This window comes from Alsobacter sp. P4_H11 (genome assembly GCF_056400925.1).
This window is the reverse complement of sequence record NZ_JBFUKI010000013.1, coordinates 61,541-80,488: the sequence shown is the minus strand read 5'-3', so window position 1 is coordinate 80,488 and position 18,948 is coordinate 61,541. Positions and strand designations below refer to the sequence as shown.

Here is an 18,948-nt window from a genome sequence, read left to right as displayed (position 1 = left end):
GCGCCGCCGCTCGCCCTACCAGGCGAGCTTGTCGATGGCGGCGGTGGGCTTCACCGTCGCGGTCGCCATGAGGCGTCCGAGGCCCTCGGCATGCAGCGGGCGGTCCGCGATGCCGAGCTCGTGCGTGTGGATGCCGCGCGCAACGAACAGCGAGTCGCAGCCGAGCGCGTTGGCGCCCGCGATGTCGGTGCGCAGCGCGTCGCCGATGGCGAGGATGCGGCTCTCGGGCGTGCGCTCGCGCCGAATGGACGCGCCGATGTCGCGCGCCGCCGCATACACGGCCGGATAGGGCTTGCCGGCGTAGATCGTCTCGCCGCCGATCTCCTCATAGGCCTGCGCCAGCGCGCCCGCGCAGTAGATCAGGTCCTGCCCGCGCTCCACCACGAGATCCGGATTGGCGCACACGAACGGCAAGGCGCGCGCCTTGGCGGCGGCGAGCAGCTGGGCGTAGTCGGCCGGGGTCTCGTGTTCGTCATGCAGGAGGCCGGTGCAGACGATGAGCTGCGCCTCCTCGAGCGGGACCTGGCGGGCCGAGAGGCCGTCGAACAGGGGCGCGTCGCGGTCCGGGCCGAGCCAGTAATAGGCCGTGCCGGCCCGCTCCTCCAGCATCGCCCGGGTGACGTCGCCCGACGTCACCGCGCCGTCCCAGGCCGAGCGCACGACGCCGAGCTGGTCGAGATGCGGAACCACCGACAGCGCCGGCCGCGGCGCGTTGGAGACGAGCACCACCGTGCCGCCGGCCTGCCGGAAGCGCGTGAGCGCGTCGCCCGCGCCCGGGTGGGCCTTCAGCCCGTCGTGCAGCACGCCCCAGATGTCGCACAGGATGAGGTCGTAGCGGCCGATCCAGCCCTCGACGCCGGACAGGATCTCGGGCAGCGCTGTGGTTTCAGTCATCGGGTCACCGCTGGCGCGGCTCGGCCGCTGAATGGGAACGGGAAGGAGCCCCGCCGCTACCGGCGCGGCGGGCGCGTGTCAAGGCGGCGGCGCCGCGCGGGCGCGGCGGCTCTACGGAGCGTTCACCCTCCACGGCAAAGAAGGTCGCGCCCCGCGCCCTCGCCTGCTATGGGATCGACGCCGCAGGATGCGAGGCAGGACTAGGGACGCAGGGCAGAGGACATGGACCGCACGCCACAGGATCTGGCCGACGCGCTGGTCGCGAGCTTCGGCGATTCCGGCTACGGCCGGGTCGAACCGCCCGTGCTGCAGCCCGCCGACGTGTTCCTGGACCTCTCGGGCGAGGACATTCGCGCCCGCATGTTCGTCACCACGGACGCGGCCGGGCGCGAATGGGCGCTGCGGCCCGAATACACGATCCCGGTCGCGCGCGCCTATCTGGCCTCGCCCGGCGCGGCCGAGCCGGCGGCGCTGTCCTATGGCGGCCCGGTGTTCCGGCTGCGCGCCGGCGAGAGCGGCGAATTCTGGCAGGCCGGCATCGAATCCTACGGCCGCGACGACGCCGAGGCGGCGGACGCGGAAGTGCTCGCCATCGCGTTCGACGCCGTGAATGCGCTGGGCCTGCGCCGCCCCGAGATCCGGCTCGGCGACGTCGGCCTGTTTACCGCTCTTCTCGACGCGCTGGCGTTGCCGCCGGCCCGCGCCCGCCAGCTGCGCCGCGCCTATGCGCAGGGCGGGCTCGCCGCCGCGCTGGGCGAGGATCTCGCGACCGCACATGCGGTGGGGGGCGAGCACGCCGGCCTGCTGCGCGCCGTGCAGGGGCAGGACCCCAAGGCGGCCCGCGCCTTCGTGGAGGACGTCCTCAACATCGCGGGCATCTCGACCGTGGGCGGGCGCACCGCCGCCGAGATCGCCGAGCGTTTCCTGGCCCGCGCCGAAGCCGAGGCCGACGCCGGCGTCTCGCCCGAGGCGGTCGCGGTGCTCCAGCGCTTCGCCGCCATCGCGGGCGATCCCGACGCCGCCTCGTCCCAGCTGCGCGCGCTGGCGGTCGAGGCCCGGCTCGACCTCGGCGCCGTGCTCGACAGCTTCGACGCCCGCACGGGCTTCATCGCGGCGCGCGGCGTGGACGTCGCGCAGATCGCGTTTTCCGCCGCCTTTGGCCGCAACCTCGACTACTACACCGGCGTGGTGTTCGAGATCCGCGACGGCGGTGAGGCGGACGCCCGGCCGATCGTCGGCGGCGGCCGCTACGACCGGCTGATCCAGACGCTCGGCGCTTCCCACCCCATCCCGGCCGTGGGCTGCTCCATCTGGCTCGATCGGCTCGCAGGAGCGCTGGCATGACGACCCACTCCGCCGACGCCCCGCTGATCCTGGCCGTCCCGTCCAAGGGCCGCCTGCAGGAAAACGCCTTCGCGTTCTTCAAGCGCGCCGGCCTGCCGCTGTCGCAGGGTCGCGGCGCGCGCGACTATCGCGGCGTGATCGCGGGCGTGCCGGACGTGGAGGTCCTGTTCCTTTCCGCCTCCGAGATCGCCCGCGAGCTGTCGCAGGGCGGCGCGCACTTGGGCATCACGGGCGAAGATCTCATCCGCGAAAGCCTGCCGGACGCCGACCAGAAGCTCGAACTGCTGACCCCGCTCGGCTTTGGCCACGCCAATGTGGTGGTGGCGGTGCCGCAGGCCTGGATCGACGTGCGCCGCATGGCGGACCTGGAGGATGTCGCCTCGGTGTTCCGCACCCGGCACGGCCGCAAGATGCGGGTCGCGACCAAATACGTGAACCTGACGCGCGCGTTCTTCGCCCAGCACGGCGTCGCCGACTACCGCATCGTCGAGAGCCTCGGCGCCACCGAGGGCGCGCCGGCCTCGGGCGCGGCGGAGCTCATCGTCGACATCACCACCACGGGCGCGACGCTGGCCGCCAACGCCCTGAAGGTGATCGACGACGGCGTGATGCTGAAGAGCGAGGCCAATCTGGCGGCCTCCACGCAGGCGCCCTGGGGCGAGCGCGCCCGCCGGGCCGCCCGCTCCATCCTGGCCCGCATCGCCGCCGAGGAAGAAGCCCGCACCACCCGCGAGGTCACCGCCACCCTGCCCCGCGCCGCCCTGGGCGCGGATGCGCTGGCGCCGTTCTCGGCCCGCCTCCTGCAGCGCGACGAAGCCGCCGGCGTGGTGACGCTGCAATGCCCGGCCGGGCAGATCTTCCCCCTCTCGGAAGCGCTCGTCGCCCTTGGCGCCACCCGCGTGGCGGTGCGGCAGAACGACTACGTGTTCTCGGCCTCCAACCCGCTGATCGAGAAGCTGGAACGCCGCATCGGCGGCTGAGGGCGCGCTACACCCTCGCGTCATTGCGAGCGTCAGCGAAGCAATCCGGCTGATGCTGGGCCACCATGCGCCAAGGCCTTCGCCCCGCGCCTGGATTGCCGCGTCGCTTCGCTCCTCGCAATGACGGCGAGGCGCGGAGCCGGCCGTGACACCCTCCCGTCATTGCGAGCGACAGCGAAGCAATCCAGCCTAAACGCCCGGCCTTCAGGCTGGATTGCTTCGCCTCCGGCTCGCAATGACGGCGAGGCGCTGAAACAGCGCAGAAACGCACCCGTCAAACCAGACGCTCGCCATTGCGAGGGCGCCTTTGGGTGACTATGCTCCGCCGCCGTTCCACAAGGGGTCTGCCATCATGCTGCGTCGTTCGTCCTCCATGCGTCTTGTTTGCGCCGCCGCGGTTCTCGCCTCGCTGGGCGCCGGGCAGGCGCTCGCGCAGCAGAAGGGCAGCCGGGCGCCGCAGCAGGGCGAGGTGGTTGTTCCCAAGGCCCAGAAAGTGTTCCCCACCGACGTGCAGTGGACGCTGGCGAGCATGAACGGCAAGACGTTCACGTCGGGCGAGCGCCCGTCGATCATGCTGGACGGCCAGTTCCGCGCCCGCGGCTTCGGCGGCTGCAACAATTTCTCGGCCACCGCCTACCCGCTGCAGCAGCAGCGCTTCGCGGTGGGGCCGATCGCGTCCACCAAGAAGGCCTGCGACAAGGGCGTGATGGACCTCGAGAAGGCCTTCCTGGTCGCCTTCCGCACCGCCCAGGTGTGGGACGTGAAGGACGGCTACCTGATCATCCAGAGCCAGCACGGCGAGCTGAAGTTCCAGCGCTCGATCTGAGCTGGCGACGCACCCCTTCTCCCTCCGGGAGAAGGTGGCCCGAAGGGCCGGATGAGGGTCTAACGCAGATCCAGCAAGCTCGATCATCGAGGTGACTGACCAGCGTCAGTCCCTCATCCGTCAGCTTCGCTGACACCTTCTCCCGGGGGGAGAAGGAGAGCCCGCGTCGGACGCTCGTCTCACCTGATCATCAGCGAAAAATGCCGCAGCCCACCCTCCCCTTGAGGGGGAGGGTCGACGGCCGGAGGCCGGCGGGGTGGGGTGCAGCCGGGGAAGAACTCGGTCCCATCGGCTCGGCCAACGCCCGGCGTCACCCCACCCCGCCGCTGCGCGGCGACCCTCCCCCTCAAGGGGAGGGTGGCGCTTCGCGCCGGCGTGAACTCCTCACGCGCTCGCCTTCCGCTCCACCTCCTCGGTGGTGAACAGGTCGCCCTTCGGGGCCATCTGCAGGTGGCGCTTGTGCATGGCGATCAGGGTCGAGCGGTGGCCGATGGACACGATGGTGGCGCCGGGCAGGCGCTCGGCCAGCATCTTGTAGAGCGCGGCCTCGCCGAGTTCGTCCAGCGCCGAGGTCGCCTCGTCCAGGAACAGCCAGTCGGGCTTGGCCAGCAGCGCGCGCGCGATGGCGAGGCGTTGCTGCTCGCCGCCCGAGAGGCGCTGGGGCCAGATGTCTTCCTCGTCCAGCCGATCCACCAGTGCGGGCAGGCGCGCGGCCGTGAGCGCGTCGCGCAGGGCCGCGTCGTCATAGGCGCCGCTGAGCTCCGGATAGGTGACGGCGCCGCGCAGCGTGCCCATCGGGATATAGGGGCGCTGCGGCAGCAGCATCACGCTCTGGCCCTCGGGCACGCTGATGCGGCCGTCGCCATAGGGCCAGATGCCCGACACGGCGCGCAGCAGCGTCGACTTGCCGGAGCCCGACGGGCCCGTGACCAGCGTCGACTCGCCCGGCCGCAGCTTGAGGTCGTCGATCGTCACGATGGTCTTGCCGTTGGGCAGCGCGAGCTCCAGCGCGTCCACGCGCACGTCGGTCTGCCCGGCCTTCTGCACCAGCTCGACGCAGGGCGGCTTGGTTCCGATGGAGCCCGCCGTCTCGATCGCGTCGTTGAAGGTGGTAAGGCGGTCGATGACGGACTTGTACTCGGCCAGGCTGACGTAATAGCTGACGAAGAAGTTCAGCGCGCCTTCCACATTGCCGAAGGCGCCGGCCGTCTGGCTCATCTGGCCGAGCTGGATCTTGCCCGCGAAGTAGAACGGCGCGGCGATCACGTAGGGGATCAGCGGGCTGATCTGCCCATAGGACGCCGTGAAGGCGAGCAGCCGCTTGCGGACGCCGACGATCTGCCAGAAATTCGCCAGCACGGAGCCGAAGCGCCCCATCACGATGCCGCGCTCGGCGCGCTCGCCGTCCAGCAGGGCGACCTGCTCGGAATATTCGCGCAGGCGCGCCAGCGAAAAGCGGAAATCCGCCTCGTAGCGCTGCTGCGTGAAGTTCAGCGGCACCAGCGTCCGGCCGATCAGGTGGGTAATCAGCGTGCCGATGCCCGCATAGAGCAGCGCCACCCAGAACAGGAAGCCCGGGATCACGATCTCGGTGCCCGGGATCGTGAAGTTGGCTGAAATCGTCCACAGGATGATCGAGAACGACACCAGCGAGCTCACGGTCGCGAGCAGGCGGATCGAGAAGCTGTAGGTGGAATCGATGAAGCGATCGATGTCGACCGCGATGCGCTGGTCGGGGTTGTCGGCGCCGACGCCCGCGAGGTTCATGCGGTAGTGGCGGTGGTCGCCCAGCCAGTCGCTGACGAAATGATCCGTGAGCCAGCGCCGCCAGCGGATGCTGAGGCCGGACTGCACGACGTATTCGACGATCGCGCTGGCGATGTAGACGGCCGCCCAGACCAGGAACACGGTGAACAGCAGCGACCAGAAGGCGTCGGCGTTCTTCTCCTGGATGGCGTTGAACCAGTCGCGGTTGAAGAAGGACAGCCGCACCGAGATGCCGACCTGCGCCTGGTTGATGACGATCAGGAACGTGATGGCGGCGGCCGCGAGACGGTTCTCGCGCACCTGCACGGTTCCGAAGGGCCAGATGCGGGCGACGCCGACTTCGCGGGTGGCGAAATAGAGATCCGCGATGCGCGTGATGGTGCGGATCACGTGCAGGTGCGACGCCCCGTACACGATGAGGCCGAAGACGCCGACCGTGATCGGCAGGCTTGTGGGAACCGCGAGGTCGGCCAGGGCGTCCGGCCAGAGCCCGCCGCGCACCAGCAGCACCACCGCGCTCGCGAGCACGTATTCCACCGCGAAGATCGCGACGAAGATGCGCAGGAACACCGAGATCACGGCCGAGCGCCAGGTCGCGCCCGCCAGCAGCAGCCCCACGAAGGCGAGGCCGAGCGCGGCGGGATCGCCCCGCACGGCCCCGACCACGCCCGCCGCCAACGCGGCGGCCAGAACCACGAGGGCCAGCGGCTTCAGCTTCGATCCATGCATGGGGCTGCGGTCTCTCGGAAAGGGCGCGACGCGCGCGAACGGCGCGAAGGCTTAACACGCGGCGACGCCGAACCGAAGAGCCTGCAACTCGTCCGGAGTTTATGCAGCGTTGAGGCGCCTCGCCGTCATTGCGAGCCGGAGGCGAAGCAATCCAGTCTAAAAGCCCGTCATCAGGCTGGATTGCTTCGCTCGCGCTCGCAATGACGGGAGGGTGTCCCAGCTATCGCAACGCCTCGCCGTCATTGCGAGCCGGAGGCGAAGCAATCCAGTCTAAAGGCCCGGCGTTAGACTGGATTGCTTCGCTCGCGCTCGCAATGACGGGAGGGTGGCGCGGCCGTTCTCACCAGCTCCGTCCGCGCCGCGGCCCACCCTCCCCTCGAGGGAGGGTGCGCTTTTGGCGCTGTCGCACGCCGGCGCAAATGCAAAAGGGCGGCCTTGCGGCCGCCCTTCACTACTCTGTGGCTCGGAGAACCGAGCGGCGTTGGACTTAGAAGTCCATGCCGCCCATGCCGCCGCCGCCGCCCATGGGCATGGAGGGCTTGTCCTTCGGGATCTCGGCGACCATGGCTTCCGTGGTGATCAGCAGGCCGGCGACCGAGGCCGCGTCCTGGAGAGCCGTGCGGACGACCTTGGCCGGATCGACGATCCCGGCCTCGAGCATGTCGACATACTTCTCGGTCTGGGCGTTGAAGCCGAAGGTCTCGGACGGGTTCTCGCCGATCTTGCCGACCACGATGGAGCCTTCGACGCCAGCGTTCTCGACGATCTGGCGAAGCGGAGCCTCGAGGGCCTTCATCACGATGTTGATGCCGGCCTGGACGTCGGCGTTGTCCGACTTCAGCTTGGAGACGGCGCCCTTGGCGCGCAGCAGCGCGGTGCCGCCGCCGGGGACGATGCCTTCTTCCACCGCAGCGCGGGTGGCGTTCAGGGCGTCGTCGACGCGGTCCTTCTTTTCCTTCACCTCGACCTCGGTCGCGCCGCCGACGCGGATCACCGCGACGCCGCCAGCGAGCTTGGCCAAACGCTCCTGCAGCTTCTCGCGGTCGTAGTCCGAGGTGGTCTCCTCGATCTGCGCCTTGATCTGCGACACGCGCGCCTCGATGTCGGAACGCTCACCGGCGCCGTCGACGATCGTGGTGTTTTCCTTCTCGATGCGGATGCGCTTGGCGCGGCCCAGCATGTTGAGGGTGACGGACTCGAGCTTGATGCCGAGGTCCTCGGCGATCATCTGACCCTGGGTCAGGATCGCGATGTCCTCCAGCATGGCCTTGCGGCGATCGCCGAAGCCCGGAGCCTTCACGGCCGCGACCTTCAGGCCGCCGCGCAGCTTGTTGACCACCAGGGTGGCGAGAGCCTCGCCCTCGATGTCCTCGGCGATGATGACGAGCGGCTTGCCGGTCTGCACCACGGCCTCGAGGATCGGCAGCATCGCCTGGAGCGACGACAGCTTCTTCTCGTGGATGAGGATGTAGGGGTCCTCGAGCTCGGCGACCATCTTCTCCGCGTTCGTGATGAAGTACGGGGAGAGGTAGCCGCGGTCGAACTGCATGCCCTCGACGACGTCGAGCTCGGTCTCGGCGGTCTTCGCCTCCTCGACCGTGATCACGCCTTCGTTGCCGACGCGCTGCATGGCCTGGGCGATCATCTCGCCGATGGCGCTGTCGCCGTTCGCCGAAATGGTGCCGACCTGCGCGACCTCAGCCGAGGACGCAACCTTGCGGGCGCGGTTCTTGATGTCCTCGAGGGCCGCCGTCACGGCGAGATCGACGCCGCGCTTGAGGTCCATCGGGTTCATGCCGGCCGCAACGGCCTTGGCGCCTTCCTTCACGATCGCCTGGGCGAGGACCGTGGCGGTCGTGGTGCCGTCGCCGGCGATGTCGTTGGTCTTCGAGGCCACTTCGCGCACCATCTGGGCGCCCATGTTCTCGAACTTGTCCTCGAGCTCGATCTCCTTGGCGACGGTGACGCCGTCCTTGGTGATGCGGGGAGCGCCGAAGCTCTTCTCGATGACGACGTTGCGGCCCTTGGGACCGAGCGTCACCTTCACGGCGTTGGCGAGAATGTCCACGCCGCGCAGCATCTTGTCGCGGGCGTCGGAGGAAAAGCGAACGTCTTTGGCAGCCATGACGTCTAGCTCCTATGAATTGAAATCAGGAAAGGCGGGGTAGGTCCGAGATCAGGCGACGACGCCCATGATGTCGGACTCCTTCATGATCAGGAGGTCCTGACCGTCGATCTTGACCTCGGTGCCCGACCACTTGCCGAACAGGACGCGGTCGCCGGCCTTCACGTCGAGAGCGACGAGCTTGCCGCTTTCGTCACGGGCGCCCGGTCCAACGGCCACGATCTCGCCCTCCTGGGGCTTCTCCTTGGCGCTGTCGGGGATGATGATGCCGCCCTTGGTCTTCTCCTCCGACTCGAGGCGGCGGACGACGACGCGGTCGTGCAGGGGACGGAATTGCATGAGTGTCTTCCTCTTCGCGACGCGCACGAAGCGCTGAAGCTGGCAAGAAACGATGGCCTGCTAGCACTCTCACCAAGAGAGTGCCAATCAGGATGACGCGGAGATAAGCGGCCCGGGCGGGACTGTCAAGATTTGTCGCAGCGCGAGCTTCGCGGTTTTTCGCAAACGGCCGGGACTGATGTCGCCCGGGCGGGGCTCTTGCGCCCCGATCCGCAGGCTGACCATACCCCGAAACGCCTCCGGCCGATACCCCGGCGCCGCCGATCAGGCCGTGGCGGGCTTGCGCTTCACCATCAGAACCAGCGAACCGCAAACGATCAGGGCCGCGCCGGCCGTGGCGGAAGCGGTCGGGATCTCGCTGAACGCCAAATAGCCGATGGCGGTCGCCCAGATGAAGTTGGTGTATTCCACCGCGCCGATCTTGGCGGCTGGCGCGCGCTTGAAGGCCCCGGCGTAGAACAGGTGGCCGATGGCGCCCAGCGCACCCGCGAGCAGCAGCCACGGCCAGTGCGCCTCCAAAAGCGCCAGCGGCTGGCCGAACGCCAGCGACAGCGGCAGCACATACGCCATCGCGATCACGTTCTGCAGCGCCACGATGCCGACGATGGGATCGCTGCCCGTGCGCGCCCGCAGCATCACCATCGCGAGCGCATAGGTGAACGCCGCCGCCACGGCGGCCAGCACGCCCCAGAGGTCCCGGCCCATGCCGGCGACGCTGATCCCCTTGCCGACCGCGATCACGAGGACGCCCGCGAACGACACCGCGATCGCGACCGCCACGGCCGGCGCGACCTTCTCGCCCAGCATCACGCGGCCGAGCAGCGCCATGATGACGGGCGACAGGTAGCTGAACACCACCGCCTCCACGAGCGGCAGGATGGACAGCGAGTAGAAGAACAGCCCAGCCGTCACCACCACCACGAAGGTGCGCACCAGATGGGCGCGCAGCATCGCCCCATTCGGGAGCGCCGGGCGCACCGCGAGCGCGATCGGCACGGCCACCAGCGCGCCGAACACGTAGCGCCCGGCCACGAGATCCAGCGTCGAGAACCCGGCCGAGAGCCCCTTCATCACCGCGTCCATGACGGTGAGCAGGATTGCGCCCGCCATCGCCATGCCGATCGGCAGCAGTGAAACGTCGTGCCGGAGAACCGGCTTCACGAGGCGTCCGCCAGATCCCGCGCGAAGCCGAGCTCCAGCGTGACGCCCACGTCGTGCAGCGCCCGGATGCCCGGCGTCGGCTTGAAGCCGTGCTTGCGATAAAACGCATGCCCGCGCGTGAAGCGGCTGTCGGACCACAGCACGAGGCGCCGCCCTCCCCGCTCGGCCGCATACGCGACTGCGTCGGCGAGCAGCCGCGCCGCAAGCCCGCGTCCACGTTCACTGGCGGCGGCGTAGACCTTCAGGAGTTCGAAGTCGCCCGGGTCCACGGCCGGCGCGATCGCGAGCGAGCCGACCAATTGCGCCTCCCCGCCCGCCCCCTTGCGCTCCGCCACCCAGAGAACGCCGCCGCGCGCCGCGTAGCTGCTCGCCGGGGCGGCCAGTTCCGGAAACTCGTCCGAGACGTAGGGGCAGTTCTCGTATTCGGCGAAGACGGTGCGGATCAGGTCCGCCAGCCGTGGCCCGTCCGAGTCGACGGCGGGGCGGATCGAGAGGCTGGCGTCGAGCGGAGCGGTCATGGTGGGCGGCCCGGTCACACAAGGGCGGCCCTTCTCGCACGACGCGGCCGCGTCGTGAAGCCGTCAGGACAGCAGCCGGTCCACGTCGGCCTGCGTCAGGTGCCCGGCGTCGGACTGCAGGCGCGGGCCATTTTCGAGTTCGGTGGCGCGGGCGTTGCCGCCCCAGCCCGGGATCGCGCCGCCGGTTCCGGTGGCCGCCTTGGCGGCGGGCGCGGCGCCGAAGCGCCAGGTCACGATGCGGCGGTCGAGTTCATCGAGAAGCCCCCGCACATTGGCGATCCGCTGGCCGGCGAGGTCCTGGAAATCGCAGGCCTGGAACACGAGCACGAGCCGTTCGGAGAGGTGGTCGGCGTTTTCGGCCGAAAGCGCGCCCTCGGCCTTGAGCCGGTGAATCGTGGCGTCCAGCTCCTCGCAGATGCCAAGGATAGCGTGGACGCCGCGCCCGACGTCGCTGGTGACGGCGGTGAGTTCGGCGGAGGCGCGCGCCAGCCCGGCTCCCGCCTGAACCACCGCGACTGCGGCCGCCTGGTGGCCGGCTCCGCCCTGCGGCGACGCGGCCCCGGCCGGCTCCGCCGTCGCGTTCTCAGCGCCGCGCGCCGTCGCGGGCCCGGGCGGCGCGGTGCGTTCGAGGCGATAGGGGCGGGTCGTGCGGTTCAATCCACGATTTTCCCAACAGGGGCCGCAAGGCGGCCAGGCTCCGCCGAGCACCATGCCTGCCCTTTCTTAAGGGATAAACAACGCCTTACCAAAACCGCTCAAGCTCTCGTAAACCATTCGGATGGAAAGAGAATTGAATGAAACGCAAAGCACTTTGTTAACGTTGATTGTTCAGCAAGCTTCTACCTGCGGGCGAATATTTTCCGGCTGACATCGTTCGAAGTATTCAGCCTGGAGCCGCGGCCTCCCATGCGCAGATATTTGTTGCCCCTCATCGCCCTCGTGGCCGTCGCGCCGTCGGTGGCGCGCGCCGGCTCGCCCGACATGGGCGGCGGCTTCATCGAGTTGCTGATGACGGGGCGCAACCCCTCGCCGCGCGAACCCGCCGTGGCGGCCCCCGTCCCGGGCGCGCCACTCGGCGTGCGCCGCCCCATCTGGCCCGCCGAGCCCGGCTACGCGCCGGAGCCTCGCTACGCCTCCCTGCCCATGAACGGGCCTCCCGAGCCGATGGGCCGCATCGAGCGCGGCCTCGACCCGCGCTACGAGCGCCAGGTCGTGGATTATGACGGCCGCCACGCGCCGGGCACGATCGTGATCGATTCGCCCAACAAGTTCCTCTATCTCGTCCAGCCGGGCGGCAAGGCCCTGCGCTACGGCATCGGCGTCGGCCGCCCCGGCTTCACCTGGGCGGGCGTGAAAACCATCACCCGCAAGGCCGAGTGGCCGGGCTGGACGCCTCCGCCCGAGATGATCAAGCGCCGGCCGGACCTGCCGGCCCACATGGAAGGCGGCCCCGACAACCCGCTCGGCGCCCGCGCAATGTATCTCGGCTCCACGCTTTATCGCATCCACGGCACCAACGAGCCCAACACCATCGGCCAGAACGTCTCCTCCGGCTGCATCCGTCTGCGCAACGAGGACGTGACCGATCTTTACGAGCGCGTGCGGGTCGGAACGACGGTCGTGGTGATGTAGGGGGCCAACCCTCCCCTTGAGGGGGAGGGTGGCGCTTCGCGCCCTTCTGACATGTCGCTCTCACGGACGAGGTCGGGCTCAACTCTCTCCGTCATCCCCGGCGGCGCGTAGCGCCGGGAAGGGGATCCAGCGGTGCGCGCCTTTGCTCTGGATCCCCTTCCCGACCTGCTCCGCAGGTCGCCGGGGATGACTGCGGCAAAACCTTCGCCGGGCCGGCGGCTTCCAGAAACGTCCCAGCGCCTCGCCGTCATTGCGAGCCGGAGGCGAAGCAATCCAGTCCAGGGGCCCGGCGTTAGCCTGGATTGCTTCGCTGCGCTCGCAATGACGGCGAGGCGCATCGAATGCCCAGCCACAAGCTCGCTACCCTTTCCGGTGGGGCAGCGGCAGGCCGCGCTCCACCAGGGCGGCCCAGATGTCCTCGGCGTCGTCGGCGAAGTCGAAGAGGTCGAGGTCCTCGCGCTTCACCATGCCATTGTCCACGAGGGCGTCGAAGTTGATCACCGACGTCCAGTAGGCGCGGTCGGCCAGCACGATAGGGATGGCCGGGGCCTTGCCGGTCTGGCGCAGCGTTAGGATTTCGAAGAGTTCGTCGAAGGTGCCAAAGCCGCCGGGAAACACCACGAGGCCGTTGGCCCGCATGGCGAGGTGCATCTTGCGCATCGCGAAATAGTGGAAGCGGAAGGTGAGGTCCGGCGTCGAGTAGGCGTTGGGCTCCTGCTCGTGCGGCAGGGTGATGTTGAAGCCGACCGAGGGCGCGCCGGCCTCCGAGGCGCCGCGGTTGGCTGCCTCCATGATGCCGGGGCCGCCGCCCGTCGCGATGACGTTGTCGCGCTGGCCGCCGTCCGACATCAGCGCGCCGCCGCGTTGCGAAGCGATCATGCCGAAGCGGCGCGCCTCCTCGTACCAACGCGCGCCATTGGGCCCGAACGTCGTCGGGACGCCGGCCGGCCTGGCGCGGGCCGAGCCGAACACCACCACGGTGGAGCGCACGCCCCAGGCGCGCAGGCGCTCCTCCGCCTTGGCGTATTCCAGAAGAAAGCGCACGCCGCGCATCGAGTCGCCGAGCAGGAACTCCTGGTCCATGGCCGGCAGGCGAAACGCGGCGGACGCCATTTGGGCGCTGTTGTCGGGCGAATCTGTCACCCGACGAACCTATCAGGCCCAGCTGTCGCCGTCGTCCACGCCGCCGTCGTCGAAGCTGGCGTCGTCGATCGGGCTGTCGGCCCCGGGATCGTCATACCCGGCCGACTGGTAGTTGGCGCTGTCGCCCATCGGGTCGGCGGCCGCCGATCCATAATTGTTGTTGATGATGGTCTCGCCGGAGCCGCCGCCGAGCGCGGCCGGGTCGGCCAAGCTGTTGGCCTGCCCGCCAAACAGGCCGCCCGAGCCGTGGTGGCTGTTGAACAGCGACGAGACGCCCTGGAACAGCAAGGCGCCGCCGGCCACGCCGGCCGCGGTCGTCATGGCGTTGCGCAGGAAGCCGCCGCCGCCACCGCCGCCCATCGCCCCCATGGCCCCGCCGGGACCGGCGCCTTGGCCACCGCCAAAGAAGCCGCCGCCACCCTGAGGCGGCTGGGCCTGTTGCGCCGCGCCCCACGGGCCCGCGGCGGGCGGGGGAGCGGCTTGCGGGGCGGCTTGGCCCCACGGGCCTGCGGGACGGCCGGGCTGGGGCGGACGACCCGCCTCCTGGCCGCCGAAAATGGTTTTGCCGAGCCCGCCCAGGAAGCTGGTGGAGCCGGCCTCCCGGTTCTTCTCATGCTCGGCCGCCTGGGCCTCCAGCTCCTGGATCCGGCTGGCGGCGGCCTTCAGCGCCTCCTCCTGCACGATCACGGTCTGGGCCATCAGGTAAGGCGCATAGGGCTGCTGGCCCACCGCGTCGCTGATGAAGGCCTCGGCCTCCTTGTCGCGCGGCGCGTTGGCGGCGCCCTTCACACGCTCGAACAGATTCGCGAGCAGCTGGCGTTCCTCGGGACTCATGGTCGCTCCTCGTGTGCGTGACTCAACGGCGTGGCGGCCGAAAGAACCCTCGCGGGCGCCGCAATCGCCACCGTGCGGCCCGTGAGATGTGGTGGCGGCCAAGCCGGCCTCCAAGGCCTCGCAACATGAATTCGCGGAAAGGTCGGGCGTTCCGTGCGGGGGGCTCGCCATACCTGCCGCTGAGATGAATGGCGATGAGATGCATAAAACGTCCTCCTCGCCGTCATTGCGAGGAGCGAAGCGACGAAGCAATCCAGACGCCGGGCGAAAGGCTTGAGCTCCATGGCCCTGCCTCAGCTGGATTGCTTCGCTGTCGCTCGCAATGACGGGAGGGCGGCAGGACGGTTTCGCGCATCGACGCCGCCCCACGCCGTCATCCCCGGCGACCTGCGGGAGCAGGTCGGGAAGGGGATCCAGAGGCCAGGGGCGCTCACCCCTGGATCCCCTTCCCGGCGCTTCGCGCCGCCGGGGATGACGGAGAGATTAGCGCTGATAACGCCAGGGCCAGCCCGGAATTGCCGCTCAGGCGGCCAGCATGTCGTAGGCCGAGAGGGTGAGGAAGTCGGGCACGTCGGGGGCCAGCGTCATGGCGCGGAACAGGTCCACGGCCTCGCGATGGCGGCCCGCCGCGAAGCCGGCCTCGCCGAGATCGGCCCGGAGGCGCGCGACTTCGTTGTCGAGGATTTCGCCGAAGAGCTCGGGCGTGATCTTTCGGCCGTCCGAGAGCTTGGCCTGATGGTACACCCACTGCCAGACCTGCACGCGCGCGATCTCGGCCGTGCCGGCGTCCTCCAGCAAATCATGCATCGGCAGCGCGCCCAGACCGCCGATCCAGGCCGCCAGATAGTGGATCACCACCCGGATGTTGCCGCGCAGGCCCGCCTCGGTGCGGCGGCCGGGGTGCATCGAGAGCATGTCGTCGCGGATGATGTCCATGTCGGCATGCAGGAGGCCGAGCTGGTTGGCCTCCGGCACGAGCCCGTGGAACACCTCCTGGGCGATCGGCACCAGATCGGGATGGCCGACCCAGACGCCGTCCAGCCCCTCCAGGGCGGCGCGCTGCTTGTCGGCCTTCACCATCGCGATGGACTGGCGATGGGCGCGGCGGTCGCCCTTCACGGGCATGTTGGCGATCTTGCCGCCGAGCGCCAGCGCGCCGCGGCGATGGCAGGTCTTCACCAGCAGGTAGGAGCAGGCCGCCAGGAAATTCGAGCCCATCACCATGGAGGCGCGATCCGGCGTGACGAAGCGGGCGTGCTTGCCCAGGCACTTGATGAAGCTGAAGATCAGGTCCCAGCGGCCGCAATTGAGGCCGAGCACGCGCTCGCGCAGCTCCCACAGGATCTCGTCCATCTCGAAGGCGGCCGGCATGGTCTCGATCAGCACGGTGGCCTTGATGGAGCCCGCCGCGAGATCGAGCTCGCGTTCGACGAAATCCAGCATGTCGTTCCAGAGGCGGGCCTCGCGCGCGCCCTCCACCTTCGGCAGATAAAGCGCGACGGTGCGGCCCTGCGCCTGGATCGCGCGGGCGTTGTGGAAGAGGTAGAGCCCGACGTCGAACAGCGTGGCCGCCAGCGGGCGGCCGTCGACCTGCACGTGTTTTTCGGGCAGGTGCCAGCCGCGCGGGCGCATCATCACGGCTGCGCCATCGGGACGAGGCGCGGTCTTGCGGCCCTTGGGGGAGCCGGCCTGGAGCCGCCCGGCCCAGAAGTCGATCAGGTTCGCCTGGCCGTCGATCAGGTTGGTCCAGCTCGGCGAGGACGCGTCCTCGAAATCGGCCACGAACACCTTTGCGCCGGAGTTCACGGCCGCCACGATGGCGGCGCGCCCGGGCGGCCCGGCGATCTCGATGCGGCGGTCCACGAGGTCGGCCGGGATGGGGCTCACCCGCCAGTCGGCGTCGCGGATGTGCTGGGTCTCGGCCGGAAAGTCCGGCATCTCGCCGCCGTCAAAGGCGCGCCGGCGCTCGGCCCGGTGGGCCAGCGCCGCCTGGCGGGCGGTCTCGAACCGGGCGTCAAGACGGGCCAGGAAGGCCGTCGCGGCGGCGCACAGGATCACGGGCGCACGCCCGTCCATGACGGCGCTGATCGCCAAGCCTTCGTTCCGGACCGTCATCGAGCAACCCTACCCCAGCGTGCTTTTTTGCGTGACGCACTCTGGACGAGCATGCCTTTTCGAGTGGTTGCCAGGGCGGCCCGGTTTCTCCCTATGGTGAACGGAGTTCTACCGCTTCCGCGCGGAGCGGGCCGAAACGGCGCGATTGCGTGCATTTGGGTTGCGGCGCCGGCCCATCGCGCCCGCTTCCGGGGGATCTCTATCCCTGATTGTTTACGAACGCCCCGCATACTCCAGGTCGTACCGCCACGAGTCACCGAGCCGTTTGTGAACCTCGTCCGCCTCTTCAAGCGCCCCAGGTCCGCCGCGGACCAGCAGGACGCCCCCTCCCCGGCCGTCGAGGCGCCGACGGTCCCGCCGTCGGAGTCGCCCGACGGCGGCGACGGCCTGCGCGAGGTGCTGCGGCAGCTCGAGGACGACGTTCTCCTGACCATGCGGGTGATCGGCTACTCGGCCGACGACGTGCAGTCGCAGGTGACCGAGACGCTCACCCTTATGGACGGCCTGCGCGACGCCAGCCTCGAGCTCTCCAGCCTCTCCGACACCGCCTTCAAGGCCACCACCAGCCTCGCGGAGACGACGCAGCAGCTGTCGCGCACGGGCGTCGCAATCGAGAGCCATATCGCGGGCACGGATGAGTTCGTGGACGACGCGCGCAACCTCGCGGGCGACGTGACGCAGCGCATGCAGCAGCTCACCACCGCGGTCGACCGCATCGCGGGCGTGGTCGCGGTGATCGGCGCGATCGCGCGGCAGACGAACCTGCTCGCGCTCAACGCGAGCATCGAGGCGGCTCGGGCCGGCGCGGCCGGGCGCGGCTTCGCGGTCGTGGCCACGGAGGTGAAGCAGCTGGCCGGGCAGGTGCAGGCGGCCACGAGCGACATCGGCGCGCAGATCGCGACCCTGCAGACGGTGGCGCGCGAGAGCGGCGCGTCCATCGGCGCGATCGCGCGCCTGCTCGCGCGCGTAGGGCCGGTGCTCGGCAGCGTGCGCGACGCCGTGGGCGCCCAGATGGACGCCGCCCGCGAGGTCGCGCACCGCGCGTCCGACAGCCTGCAATTCGTGCGCGTGGTCTCGCAGAAGAGCGAGGCCATGACGCAGATAGCCGCGGACGCCGCGGGGGCGTGCCGCAACGCCGGCGAGGCCGCGAACATGACCGTGCCCGCCCTGCACCGGCTGACGCAGCGCGCGTCGGCGGTGTTCAGGCACGCGGAGGCGGGCGACCAGCGCAAGTACCGGCGCGCGCCGCTGCGGCTGGACGGCTACTTCCGCAAGGGCGACGCGCTCTCGGCCGTGCCCATCGTGACGCTCGACATCTCGCGCGGCGGCGTGCTGGCGCTGCCGGACCCGGAGCTGCGCGTAGGCGGCCGCGGCCGCCTCGACCTACCCACGCTGGGCGTGTTCGCGGCCACGATCCTGAGCGCGACCGAGGACGGCGTGCGCTTCGTGTTCGACGCGCTCCCGCAGGCCGTGGGCGACGGCATCGACCAGATCGTGGCCGACACGGAGCGGCGGTTCCAGGGGTGGATCAAGACCGCGCAGGCGGCCGCCACCGAGGTGACGCTGCAGTTCGAGCTCGCCGTGCAGCAGGGCCAGGTCGCGGTGACGGACCTGATCACGGTGGACTACCGGCGCATCGAGGGCACGAACCCGATCCAGTACACCACGCGGGCGACGCCGTTCTACGACGCCGTGCTGCCGCCCATCCTGGAGCGGTTCCGGGCCGAGAACCCCGAGGCCTTCCTGGTGATGGCGGCGGACCGCAACGCCTACATGCCGGTGCACCATCCCGAATGGTCCAAGCCGCAGCGGCCGGGCGAGATCGAGTGGAACGACGTCAACTGCCGCAACCGGCGCATCCTGGAGCGCTCCAAGCTGCTCGTGATCGCCCGCAGCCGCACGTCCTACTCGCTCACGGCATTCATGCGGCACAATGGCGGGACGAACTGGGTGCCGGCCACCATGGTGGCGTCGCCCGTGTTCGTGCAAGGGCAGCTCTGGGGCAACGTCATGTTCGCGGTCGCGATCGAGCCCCGGAACATGAAAACGCCGTCGCTCACCGCGACGGCGTCTTTAGCTCCGAAATAGAATCCTGAAGCTCAGGCCGGGGTGCAGCACACCACGAGGCTGATGGTCTTGTGGCCGGCGCGCACTTCCATGCGGTCCCAGGCTTCGCGGCTCTCGTCGCCGAACACGCCAGCTTCCTCGGCCGGATAGAGGCGGTTCTCGGCGTCGGCCACGTGGATGTGGAAGCCTTCCGGAACCTCGAAGCCGTTGATGCCGCGAGCCGTGCCCTCGGGATCCTGCTCGAAGGCGTCGAGCAAGGAGCGGTCCTCATGGATCGCCTTGGCGATCTCACGCATCTTGGCGTAATCGACGCGAGCAAGGCTGGCGGCGCTGGTGGTCACGAATTCGCGGGTGTCAGTCATTGAAGCGCTCTCCCTGAGTGCGTTGGACGACCCATTAGCGCCACAGACTCACTCACGTTCAAGCTGTATTTTTAACCTTCTGTTTACCATAACTTGCAGCAACGCGCGTAAC

Annotated in this window: 16 protein-coding genes; 5 read left to right on the top strand and 11 right to left on the bottom strand. The window is 69.6% G+C overall.

What is annotated here, in order from left to right:
- Positions 1-15 precede the first annotated feature (15 nt).
- Positions 16-894 carry a TIGR01459 family HAD-type hydrolase gene (locus tag AC1DSZ_RS20535; RefSeq protein ID WP_476840203.1) on the bottom strand — a complete coding sequence of 293 codons (879 nt, stop codon included), beginning with the start codon at positions 892-894 and terminating at the stop codon, positions 16-18.
- 222 nt (positions 895-1,116) lie between these two features.
- Here AC1DSZ_RS20535 and AC1DSZ_RS20530 point away from each other — a divergent pair, with 222 nt between their 5' ends.
- The 3 genes from AC1DSZ_RS20530 (at position 1,117) to AC1DSZ_RS20520 (ending at position 4,044) form a co-directional block, all read left to right on the top strand.
- Entirely contained in the window at positions 1,117-2,238 is a 1,122-nt protein-coding gene (locus tag AC1DSZ_RS20530) for an ATP phosphoribosyltransferase regulatory subunit (RefSeq protein WP_476840202.1), read from the top strand.
- Positions 2,235-3,218, top strand: coding sequence for an ATP phosphoribosyltransferase (hisG, locus tag AC1DSZ_RS20525; protein ID WP_476840201.1), 984 nt, complete (start codon positions 2,235-2,237; stop codon positions 3,216-3,218). Before AC1DSZ_RS20530 ends, hisG begins: the two co-directional genes overlap by 4 nt.
- Before the next feature lie 352 nt (positions 3,219-3,570).
- On the top strand, positions 3,571-4,044 hold the full coding sequence (locus AC1DSZ_RS20520) for an META domain-containing protein (protein WP_476840200.1): 474 nt from the start codon (positions 3,571-3,573) through the stop codon (positions 4,042-4,044).
- 384 nt (positions 4,045-4,428) lie between these two features.
- Here AC1DSZ_RS20520 and AC1DSZ_RS20515 read toward each other — a convergent pair whose 3' ends face one another.
- The 6 genes from AC1DSZ_RS20515 to AC1DSZ_RS20490 all read right to left on the bottom strand — a co-directional run bounded on the left by AC1DSZ_RS20515 (position 4,429) and on the right by AC1DSZ_RS20490 (position 11,340).
- Complete coding sequence (locus AC1DSZ_RS20515) at positions 4,429-6,540, bottom strand: ABC transporter ATP-binding protein/permease (protein ID WP_476840199.1); 2,112 nt, start codon at positions 6,538-6,540, stop codon at positions 4,429-4,431.
- A gap of 487 nt (positions 6,541-7,027) precedes the next feature.
- Positions 7,028-8,665, bottom strand: a complete 1,638-nt coding sequence (gene groL, locus AC1DSZ_RS20510) for a chaperonin GroEL (protein ID WP_188516489.1) — start codon at positions 8,663-8,665, stop codon at positions 7,028-7,030.
- A 51-nt stretch (positions 8,666-8,716) separates the two neighbouring features.
- Positions 8,717-9,004, bottom strand: a complete 288-nt coding sequence (gene groES, locus AC1DSZ_RS20505; protein ID WP_188516488.1) for a co-chaperone GroES — start codon at positions 9,002-9,004, stop codon at positions 8,717-8,719.
- A gap of 264 nt (positions 9,005-9,268) precedes the next feature.
- The gene (locus AC1DSZ_RS20500) at positions 9,269-10,165 is read right to left on the bottom strand and encodes a DMT family transporter (RefSeq protein ID WP_476840198.1); all 897 of its coding nucleotides are present in this window, start codon (positions 10,163-10,165) and stop codon (positions 9,269-9,271) included.
- Positions 10,162-10,683: an N-acetyltransferase family protein gene (locus tag AC1DSZ_RS20495; RefSeq protein ID WP_476840197.1), complete on the bottom strand. Its 522-nt coding sequence runs from the start codon at positions 10,681-10,683 to the stop codon at positions 10,162-10,164. Before AC1DSZ_RS20495 ends, AC1DSZ_RS20500 begins: the two co-directional genes overlap by 4 nt.
- A gap of 63 nt (positions 10,684-10,746) precedes the next feature.
- On the bottom strand, positions 10,747-11,340 hold the full coding sequence (locus AC1DSZ_RS20490; RefSeq protein WP_476840196.1) for a protein phosphatase CheZ: 594 nt from the start codon (positions 11,338-11,340) through the stop codon (positions 10,747-10,749).
- A gap of 249 nt (positions 11,341-11,589) precedes the next feature.
- Between AC1DSZ_RS20490 and AC1DSZ_RS20485 the strand changes: the two genes are divergently transcribed.
- A complete protein-coding gene (locus AC1DSZ_RS20485; RefSeq protein WP_476840195.1) occupies positions 11,590-12,315 on the top strand; it encodes a L,D-transpeptidase in 726 nt (241 codons plus the stop codon).
- A 360-nt stretch (positions 12,316-12,675) separates the two neighbouring features.
- Here the strand turns inward: AC1DSZ_RS20485 and AC1DSZ_RS20480 are convergent, their stop codons facing one another.
- The 3 genes from AC1DSZ_RS20480 to aceB form a co-directional block, all read right to left on the bottom strand.
- Positions 12,676-13,428, bottom strand: coding sequence for an LOG family protein (locus AC1DSZ_RS20480; RefSeq protein ID WP_476840312.1), 753 nt, complete (start codon positions 13,426-13,428; stop codon positions 12,676-12,678).
- Positions 13,429-13,470: 42 nt separating this feature from the next.
- Complete coding sequence (locus tag AC1DSZ_RS20475) at positions 13,471-14,292, bottom strand: DUF2076 domain-containing protein (RefSeq protein ID WP_476840194.1); 822 nt, start codon at positions 14,290-14,292, stop codon at positions 13,471-13,473.
- Between the two features lie 522 nt (positions 14,293-14,814).
- The gene (gene aceB / locus AC1DSZ_RS20470; RefSeq protein ID WP_476840193.1) at positions 14,815-16,386 is read right to left on the bottom strand and encodes a malate synthase A; all 1,572 of its coding nucleotides are present in this window, start codon (positions 16,384-16,386) and stop codon (positions 14,815-14,817) included.
- Positions 16,387-16,674: 288 nt separating this feature from the next.
- On the opposite strand from aceB, the gene AC1DSZ_RS20465 reads away from it, so the two are divergent.
- Positions 16,675-18,495 (top strand): methyl-accepting chemotaxis protein, encoded by a 1,821-nt coding sequence (locus AC1DSZ_RS20465; protein ID WP_476840192.1) that lies wholly within the window; start codon positions 16,675-16,677, stop codon positions 18,493-18,495.
- 11 nt (positions 18,496-18,506) lie between these two features.
- Here AC1DSZ_RS20465 and AC1DSZ_RS20460 read toward each other — a convergent pair whose 3' ends face one another.
- Positions 18,507-18,836, bottom strand: coding sequence for a hypothetical protein (locus AC1DSZ_RS20460; protein WP_188516480.1), 330 nt, complete (start codon positions 18,834-18,836; stop codon positions 18,507-18,509).
- Positions 18,837-18,948: the final 112 nt, after the last annotated feature.

Coding starts and splice junctions, on each gene's coding strand:
- AC1DSZ_RS20535 (WP_476840203.1), bottom strand. CDS start 894: ATGACTGAAACCACAGCGCTGCCCGAGATCCTGTCCGGCGTCGAGGGC.
- AC1DSZ_RS20530 (WP_476840202.1), top strand. CDS start 1,117: ATGGACCGCACGCCACAGGATCTGGCCGACGCGCTGGTCGCGAGCTTC.
- hisG (WP_476840201.1), top strand. CDS start 2,235: ATGACGACCCACTCCGCCGACGCCCCGCTGATCCTGGCCGTCCCGTCC.
- AC1DSZ_RS20520 (WP_476840200.1), top strand. CDS start 3,571: ATGCTGCGTCGTTCGTCCTCCATGCGTCTTGTTTGCGCCGCCGCGGTT.
- AC1DSZ_RS20515 (WP_476840199.1), bottom strand. CDS start 6,540: ATGCATGGATCGAAGCTGAAGCCGCTGGCCCTCGTGGTTCTGGCCGCC.
- groL (WP_188516489.1), bottom strand. CDS start 8,665: ATGGCTGCCAAAGACGTTCGCTTTTCCTCCGACGCCCGCGACAAGATG.
- groES (WP_188516488.1), bottom strand. CDS start 9,004: ATGCAATTCCGTCCCCTGCACGACCGCGTCGTCGTCCGCCGCCTCGAG.
- AC1DSZ_RS20495 (WP_476840197.1), bottom strand. CDS start 10,683: ATGACCGCTCCGCTCGACGCCAGCCTCTCGATCCGCCCCGCCGTCGAC.
- AC1DSZ_RS20485 (WP_476840195.1), top strand. CDS start 11,590: ATGCGCAGATATTTGTTGCCCCTCATCGCCCTCGTGGCCGTCGCGCCG.
- AC1DSZ_RS20480 (WP_476840312.1), bottom strand. CDS start 13,428: ATGGCGTCCGCCGCGTTTCGCCTGCCGGCCATGGACCAGGAGTTCCTG.
- AC1DSZ_RS20475 (WP_476840194.1), bottom strand. CDS start 14,292: ATGAGTCCCGAGGAACGCCAGCTGCTCGCGAATCTGTTCGAGCGTGTG.
- AC1DSZ_RS20460 (WP_188516480.1), bottom strand. CDS start 18,836: ATGACTGACACCCGCGAATTCGTGACCACCAGCGCCGCCAGCCTTGCT.